The following is a 360-nucleotide window of genomic DNA, read 5'->3' as shown; positions in this document are numbered from 1 at the left end:
TCACACGCTCCCGCTTCAGCCTTTGGATCTCCTCCTGCGAATAACCCAACTCCACCAGCACCTCCTCCGTGTGCTCCCCGGCCCGGGGCGGATGCCGGCGATAGGTGACCGGCGTGCGGGACAGTTTGAGTGGGCTGCCCACCAACTTCACCCGCTCCGCGGTGGGATGGGACATCTCGACCACCATCTCCCGGGCCTCCACCTGGGGATGGCTGAAAACCTGATCGACGCTTTGAATCGGCGCGCAGGGAATGCCCGCCTTCTGCAACAGGGCCATCCACGCGCCGGCGGGACGGGTTTCAAAGATCCCCTGCAGGATCTCCGTCAGTTCCTCCCGGTGGGCCAAGCGATTCCGGTTGG

The 360-nt window shown here is 65.0% G+C and carries 1 protein-coding gene; it reads right to left on the bottom strand.

From position 1 onward, the window contains the following. The coding region (locus tag RZO55_RS00940) for a CoA transferase (RefSeq protein WP_318062429.1) at positions 1 to 360 on the bottom strand (360 nt) is incomplete at both ends.

It is taken from the genome of Clostridium boliviensis (assembly GCF_033342255.1).
Classification (GTDB): domain Bacteria; phylum Bacillota; class Clostridia; order Lachnospirales; family Lachnospiraceae; genus Lacrimispora; species Lacrimispora boliviensis.
The sequence above is the reverse complement of the archived record's forward strand: the minus strand, read 5'-3'. Positions and strand labels throughout refer to the sequence as shown.